We start from the raw sequence: 6,570 nt of genomic DNA, 5'->3' as shown, positions 1-6,570 counted from the left end.
TCCGGTGGTTTCTGCCGTGTCAAACCGGCTCACACCGCTTTGTCACGCTTCAACCCATTTCTCCGGGCACCACGATCAAGCCGGCTTCCGCCGTTCCGATCGTGGTTTTGGCAGCCCAGCCGCTGCGGTCTCCCGCTAGCGCGCCTGGGGCCCTGCCGGTCGTCAACCATACCCGGTCGGTTTCGCCCCGCCAAATCCGCCTCCCGACGAATCTGGGGCACCGCCCGGCTCCGACAGGGTGGACATCAACCACCCGGTCGGAAAGGTCTACCCGCGCTCCGGCCTTTGGCTTTCGCCCTGTTTCGTCCGTTCCGCGCTGGCAGAGAGAAAGTTACGCGCCCGGCGGATTGATCGTCAAATCCGCCGGGCGCGTCCCGCGTCACACCTGTCGGTCGGTGGTCAGGAGCCGACCTCCACCCCGGCGAAGGACCGCTTCCCCCGACGCAGCACCAGGTACCTGCCATGCAGCAGATCCGCCGGCGAGACCACGGCGTCCGCTGCGACGACGCGGACGTTGTTCACGTAGGCACCGCCCTCGGCGATCACCCGCCGGGCTTCCTTCATGCTGGGCACCAGGCCGGACTCCTTGAACAGGGCGGCCACCTCGGGAAGGTCGTCGAGGCGTACCAGCCCGGCCTCGGTGAGCGCGGCGCGCAGCGTCACCGCGGACAGGTCGTCCAGCGATCCCCGGCCGAACAGGGCCTGACTGGCGGCGACCACCTGAGCCATCTCCCGCTCACCGTGCACCAGGGTGGTCAGTTCCTCGGCGAGGGCACGCTGCGCGGCCCGGGACGCCGGCCGCTCCGCGGTCTCCTTCTCCAGCTCCTCCAGTTCCTCGCGGCTGCGGAAGCTGAAGTAGCGCAGGTAACGACCCACGTCCCGATCGTCGACGTTGATCCAGAACTGGTAGAAGGCGTACGGGCTGGTCATCTCGGGATCGAGCCAGATCGCGCCACCCTCGGTCTTGCCGAACTTCGAGCCGTCCGACCTGGTCACCAGCGGGGTGGTGAACGCCTGGACCGGCCCGAGCCCGCGTCGCCGGACGTAGTCGACACCGGCGGTGATGTTGCCCCACTGGTCGGAGCCACCGAACTGGAGCTGGCAGCCGTGCCGCCGGTGCAGCTCGAAGAAGTCGTTGGCCTGGAGCAGCTGGTAACTGAACTCGGTGAAGCTGATGCCGCTCTCCAACCGGGCCCGCACCACCTCGCGAGCCAGCATCCGGTTGACCGGGAAGTGCTTGCCCACGTCACGCAGGAACTCCACCACCGACATCTCGCCGGTCCAGTCCAGGTTGTTGACCAGGCGGGCGGCATGGTCTCCGGTGTACGACACGAAGGGCGCGAGCTGGTCACGGATCCGCTGCACCCAGCTCGCCACCACCTCCGGCGGGTTGAGGGTCCGTTCCGCGCTCTCCTTCGGATCACCGATCTGCCCGGTGGCGCCCCCGACCAGCAGCAGTGGCCGGTGCCCGGCGAGTTGGAGACGACGAGCGGTGGTGACCTGCATCAGGTGGCCGACGTGCAGGCTCGGCGCGGTCGGGTCGAAGCCCACGTAGAAGGCGGCTCCCGGGCCGTCGAGCAGCGCGCGCAGCTCGTCCGGGTCGGTGGAGTCCTGGAGCAGACCCCGCCAGCGCAGGTCATCGGTCAGGGAATCCCGCCGGACCGGCGGGAGGGTGCTGTCGGTCACGGTCACCGATTGTCCCCCATCAGGCCGGTCCGGCCCTACCGGGTTCCGGCGGAACGCACCGGCACTAGGCTGGCGAGTCCAAGATCGTGGAGGTGGCCGTGGACGTGTCGACCATGTCGGGTGGCTTCTTCGCCCTGCTCGGGCTGGAGTTGGACGAGATCAGCGGGGACCGGGTCACGATCCGCTGGCGGGTCCGCCCGGAGCTGCACCAGCCGTACGGCATCCTGCACGGCGGGGTCCACTGTTCGGTGGTGGAGACGGCGGCGAGTCTGGGTGCCGGTGTCTGGCTGGGTGAGCGCGGGCGGGTGGTCGGGGTGTCCAACCAGACCGACTTCCTACGGGCCGTGGACGAGGGTGAGCTGGTTGCCGTCGGCACCCCGGTGCACCGGGGGCGGAGCCAACAGCTGTGGCAGGTGGAGATCACGGACGCGGACGGGCGGCTGGTCGCCCGCGGCCAGGTCCGCCTGCAGAACCTCTACCCGACCGCCGACTGACAAGAGCCGGGACTGACTGACCGGAGCCGGGACCGACGAGGGCGGCCGGCTGACAGGGCTCGCCGAACGGGTAGCACACCGTCGGCCCGGGAACCGGGCGCGGCCCGACCGCCGCTCATCGTCGCCGCCATGCCTGAGCAGCACTGAAGGCGGTTTCGGGTAGATAGCGGCTTTCGCGGCGTTATCGTCGCGTCGATGACCGAGCCCGCACCGCCGACGTGAGGAAGCTCCTCGCCGCCACGCTCGGCATCCTGTCCGCGGTCGGTGGTTTCGTCGACATCGGCGACCTGGTCGCCGCCGGTCAGGCCGGTGCTCGCTTCGGCATGGCGCACGCCTGGGTGTTGCTGCTCGGGGTGGTCGCCATCTGCGCGTACGCGGAAATGGCCGGCCGGATCGCGGCGGTGACCGGCCGGGCGGTGTTCGACCTGGTCCGGGAACGGCTCGGTGCCCGGATGGCACTGATCAACCTGGTGGCGTCGTACCTGGTCACGGTGATCACCCTGGCCGCCGAGCTGGGCGGGGTGGCGCTGGCGTTGCGGCTGGCCAGCGGCGTGCCGTACCTGCTCTGGGTGCCTGTCGCCGGGATCGCGGTCTGGGTGGTGCTGTGGCGCATGCGGTTCCCGGTGATGGAACGGGTCTTCGGGCTGGCCGGGCTCGCGTTGGTGGTGTTCGCCGTCGCCCTGTTCTGGCTGCCGACCGACTGGGCGGCGCTCGGGCGCAGCGCGGTGACACCCGACGACTCGGGTCAGGGGTGGGGGGCGTACTGGTTCGTGGCGGTGGCGCTGTTCGCCTCGACGGTCAGCCCGTACGAGGTCTTCTTCTTCTCCTCCGGCGGGGTCGAGGAACGCTGGAGCGCGGACGACCTGGCCGATGCCCGCTTCAGCGTGCTGGTCGGCTTCCCGATTGGCGGATTCCTCGCCCTGTCGCTGATCGCCACGGCGGCGGTGGTGCTGCGCCCCGCCGGCCTGTCGGTGGACAGCCTCGACCAGGTCGCGCATCCGGTGGTGCTGGCCTTCGGCGCGGCTGGCCTGGCGGTGGCGGCACTGGCGTTCTTCGCGGTCACCTTCGGCGCCGCGCTGGAGACCGGCCTGTCCGCCGCGTACGCCGCCGCGCAGTACTTCGGTTGGCAGTGGGGCAAACGGGTCAGCCCGCGCGAGGCGGCCCGATTCCACACGGTGCTGCTGGTCAGCGTGCTGCTGGGCGTGCTCCTGCTGCTCACCACTGTCGACCCGGTGACGCTCACCGAATACATGCTGATCATCAGTGCGGTGGCGCTGCCGCTGACCTACCTGCCGATCCTGGTGGTCGCCAACGACCGCACCTACCTGGGCGACCGGGTCAACGGCCGGGCACTCAACCTGCTGGGCGCGGTGCTGCTGCTGGTAATCCTCGCCGCCTCGATCGTCGCCGTACCGCTGGCGATCGGTACGAGGATGGGCCAGTGAGAATCCAGGTCAGCCAGGAACTGCTCGATCGCCAACTCGTCGACCGGGACGGCCGGCTGGTCGGCAAGGTCGACGACGTGGAGTTCGGGCTCGGCGCGGACGGCGTGCCGTACCTGCGGTCGTTGCTCACCGGCCCGGGTGCGCTCGGGCAGCGGGTCGGCGGTCGGCTGGGCCGGATGCTGGTGCTGACCGCCGAACGATTCGTCACGGATCGGCCGGTGGCGCCGTTGCGCATCCCGTACGCCCTGGTCACGCGGGTGGACAGTGCGGTCTGGCTGCGGGTGCGGGCCGACGAGCTGCCCACCTCTCCGGTGGAGGAGTGGTTGCGCCGACACCTGATCGATCGGATCCCGGGGGCCGGCCGTGCGAGCGGGTGAGCTGCTGGGTCGGACCGCGTACGACCATCAGGGCCGCCGTCTCGGTCGGGTCGTGGACCTCGTGCTGCGCGGCCCCGCTGACGGCCCGCTGCGGCTGACCGACCTGGTCGTCACCCGGCACTGGTACGGCCGGTTGAGTGGACGGCTGATCGGTCCGCAGCGGCATCCGTCGGGTCCCTGGGCGATCCGGGCGCTGGCCCGGCTGCTCGGTCGGAGCACCTGGCAGGTGCCGATGGATCGGGTGCGGTTGGACCCGCCGCTGCCCGGCCCGCGCGGTTCGGGCGGGCCGGAGGGCGCTGACTCGAAGCGTGCCTGAGCAGGCCCGTGCCGCCCCGACGACGGTCACCGCGGGCGGGCCAGGCGCGACCCGCTCAACGACGGGTGCCGTCCAGCACCGAAGAGCCGTCGGTCGGCGTACCCGATCTGTCGTCCGTCTGCGACTCGGGCTCGTCGGGGGTGGCAGGCGTAGCTGCCTCGGCCGCGCCGGGGGCCGCGGGCGTCGCTGTCTCGGGGGTGTCCGGGTCCTCGGCCGCCGCTGTGGCGCGGCGCAACCGAAGGCCGGAGACCGCCCGGTCGTCGGCGAGCGTCACCTCCAGCCGCCAGGCGTCGACGGTGAGATGCTCCCCGGCGCGGGGAATCCGGCCGAGACCGGCCAGGAGCAGCCCGGCCACGGTGGTGTAGTCGCCGTCCGGACGCCCGGGCAGTTCCACGCCGATGTCGGGCAGATCGTGGACGGGAAACGTGCCCGGCAGCAGCAGCGCCCCCTCGTCGTCGGTGCGTACCGCACCGACGTCCCGGTCGGTCTCGTCGTAGATCTCCCCGACGATCTCCTCGAGGATGTCCTCCAGGGTGACGATGCCCTCGACGGCACCGCGTTCGTCGACGACCAGGGCCATGTGCTGGCGTTCGGCCTTGAACCGGCGCAGCGCGTCGACCACCGGTACCGAGTCCGGCAGCAGCAGCGGCGGGCGGGCGTACTCGTCGACCGGCTGATCGTCACCGACGCCGACCAGATCCCGCAGGTGGATGACGCCCACCGAATCGTCCAGGCCGCCGTGGCGTACCACCGGCGCGCGGGAGTGCCCGGAGGCGGCCAGCACGAGTCGGGCGGCCTCCGCCGTGGTGCCGCTGTCCAGGCAGAAGACCTGCAACCTCGGCACCAGCACCGCCCGCAGCCGCCGCTCGGCGATCTCCACCGCGCCGGCGATGATGGTCTGCTGCTCCTTGGTGAAGCCGTGATGACCGGACACGATGTCCCGCAGCTCGTCCGGGCTGATCTCGTCCCGCTCGGGCTTCGGGTCCAGGCCGAACAGCCGTACCACCAGGTCGCTGGTGGCACCGAGTACCCAGACCACCGGCCGGGTGAGGGCCGCGAGCAGGTCGAGCGGGCGGGCTACGAGCAGCGCCCACCGCTCCGGAACCTGCATGGCGATCCGTTTCGGCGCCAGCTCACCGAAGACCAGGGTGACGAAGGTCAACACCAACGTGACAAGCACCACGGACACCGGGCCGGCGGCGCGGCCGAAGACACCCTCCAGCAGCGGGACCAGCGGCCGGGCCAGTGACACCGCGGCGGCTGCCGAGGCGAGAAAGCCGGCCAGGGTGATGCCGATCTGGATGGTGGCCAGAAACCGGTTGGGGTCGCGGGCCAGCCGGGCCAGTACCCGGCCCGTGCGCCCGGTGCGCTCCAGCCGTTGGACCTGGCTGTCGCGCAGCGACACCAGCGCCAGCTCGCTGCCGGCGAAGATCGCGTTCACCACGATCAGGACTGCGACCAGGGCCAGCTGGCTCCAGTAGCTCTGCACGCCTGGTTCTCCCTCGCTGGACCGCGCGCCGTGGCGCCGCCGGTGGTGGCCCCGCCGGCGTAGCGGTGCCTATGCCCACTCGCCCCGGCGGCGAATCATCGCCCGGTCGGGGGCGGTGGATCATCGCGCGGTGGCAGCGCCGGTGCCGGCAGGTCCAGGGTGTACGACTGCCCCGCCCGGCGGAACCCGAGGCGGTGGTAGTACGGGGCGATCATGCCCGGCGGGCTCACCACCTGGCGGAACCCACGGTCGGTGAAGAGGCTGCTGCGCCGGTAGACGAACTCGCCGGGGGTGAAGTCACGAAACGGCGGGGTGACGTAGTCCAGGTCGACCTGGGCCACCCCGTCGCCGGCGTCGCGTACCAGCACCACACCGACGACCTCGTCCGCGCGTACGACGAGAAAGGCCGCACGGCCGGCCAGCCGGTCCGGGCGGAAACCCGGGTTGAACCGGGCGATGTCGGCGGCGTGCACCCGCAGCGTGTGGGCCAGGAACGCGTCGTCGGCCCCCACCTCGACGACCTGGTAGGTCTGCTCGTCGTGGCGGGTGCTGAGCAGCCGCCGCAGGTACCAGATGTTGATCACGGCCAGCACCACGTTCAGCCCGACCATGGGCCAGACCCGGATCGTGGCGTTGTAGCCGATCAGGACGGCACAACCGACCAGGTTCAGGGCGCGCAGCCGCAGGATGCGCGTCTGCAGCAGCGACCAGACCAGCAACGCGGAGCCGGCCCAGCCGACCAGTTCCAGCCAGTTCACCCCGC

General features: G+C 71.1%; 7 protein-coding genes. 4 read left to right on the top strand and 3 right to left on the bottom strand.

What is annotated here, in order from left to right; translation table 11 throughout:
• Positions 1-399: 399 nt before the first annotated feature.
• The gene (gene tyrS, locus Vse01_RS25655) at positions 400-1,692 is read right to left on the bottom strand and encodes a tyrosine--tRNA ligase (protein ID WP_373870719.1); all 1,293 of its coding nucleotides are present in this window, start codon (positions 1,690-1,692) and stop codon (positions 400-402) included.
• 107 nt (positions 1,693-1,799) lie between these two features.
• Here tyrS and Vse01_RS25650 point away from each other — a divergent pair, with 107 nt between their 5' ends.
• The 4 genes from Vse01_RS25650 to Vse01_RS25635 all read left to right on the top strand — a co-directional run bounded on the left by Vse01_RS25650 (position 1,800) and on the right by Vse01_RS25635 (position 4,318).
• Complete coding sequence (locus Vse01_RS25650; RefSeq protein ID WP_170863436.1) at positions 1,800-2,180, top strand: PaaI family thioesterase; 381 nt, start codon at positions 1,800-1,802, stop codon at positions 2,178-2,180.
• 218 nt (positions 2,181-2,398) lie between these two features.
• Positions 2,399-3,625 (top strand): NRAMP family divalent metal transporter, encoded by a 1,227-nt coding sequence (locus Vse01_RS25645; RefSeq protein WP_093404223.1) that lies wholly within the window; start codon positions 2,399-2,401, stop codon positions 3,623-3,625.
• Positions 3,622-4,002 (top strand): hypothetical protein, encoded by a 381-nt coding sequence (locus Vse01_RS25640; RefSeq protein ID WP_093404225.1) that lies wholly within the window; start codon positions 3,622-3,624, stop codon positions 4,000-4,002. Before Vse01_RS25645 ends, Vse01_RS25640 begins: the two co-directional genes overlap by 4 nt.
• On the top strand, positions 3,989-4,318 hold the full coding sequence (locus Vse01_RS25635) for a PRC-barrel domain-containing protein (RefSeq protein WP_093404226.1): 330 nt from the start codon (positions 3,989-3,991) through the stop codon (positions 4,316-4,318). Before Vse01_RS25640 ends, Vse01_RS25635 begins: the two co-directional genes overlap by 14 nt.
• Before the next feature lie 55 nt (positions 4,319-4,373).
• Here Vse01_RS25635 and Vse01_RS25630 read toward each other — a convergent pair whose 3' ends face one another.
• Both Vse01_RS25630 and Vse01_RS25625 read right to left on the bottom strand, forming a co-directional pair.
• Positions 4,374-5,807, bottom strand: coding sequence for a hemolysin family protein (locus tag Vse01_RS25630; RefSeq protein WP_093404227.1), 1,434 nt, complete (start codon positions 5,805-5,807; stop codon positions 4,374-4,376).
• 95 nt (positions 5,808-5,902) lie between these two features.
• Positions 5,903-6,565 (bottom strand): hypothetical protein, encoded by a 663-nt coding sequence (locus Vse01_RS25625; RefSeq protein ID WP_093404229.1) that lies wholly within the window; start codon positions 6,563-6,565, stop codon positions 5,903-5,905.
• Positions 6,566-6,570 lie beyond the last annotated feature (5 nt).

It is taken from the genome of Micromonospora sediminimaris, assembly GCF_016863575.1.
Taxonomy (GTDB): Bacteria; Actinomycetota; Actinomycetes; order Mycobacteriales; family Micromonosporaceae; genus Micromonospora; species Micromonospora sediminimaris.
Note: the sequence above shows the minus strand (reverse complement) of the source record. Positions and strands in the feature narration are given on the sequence as shown.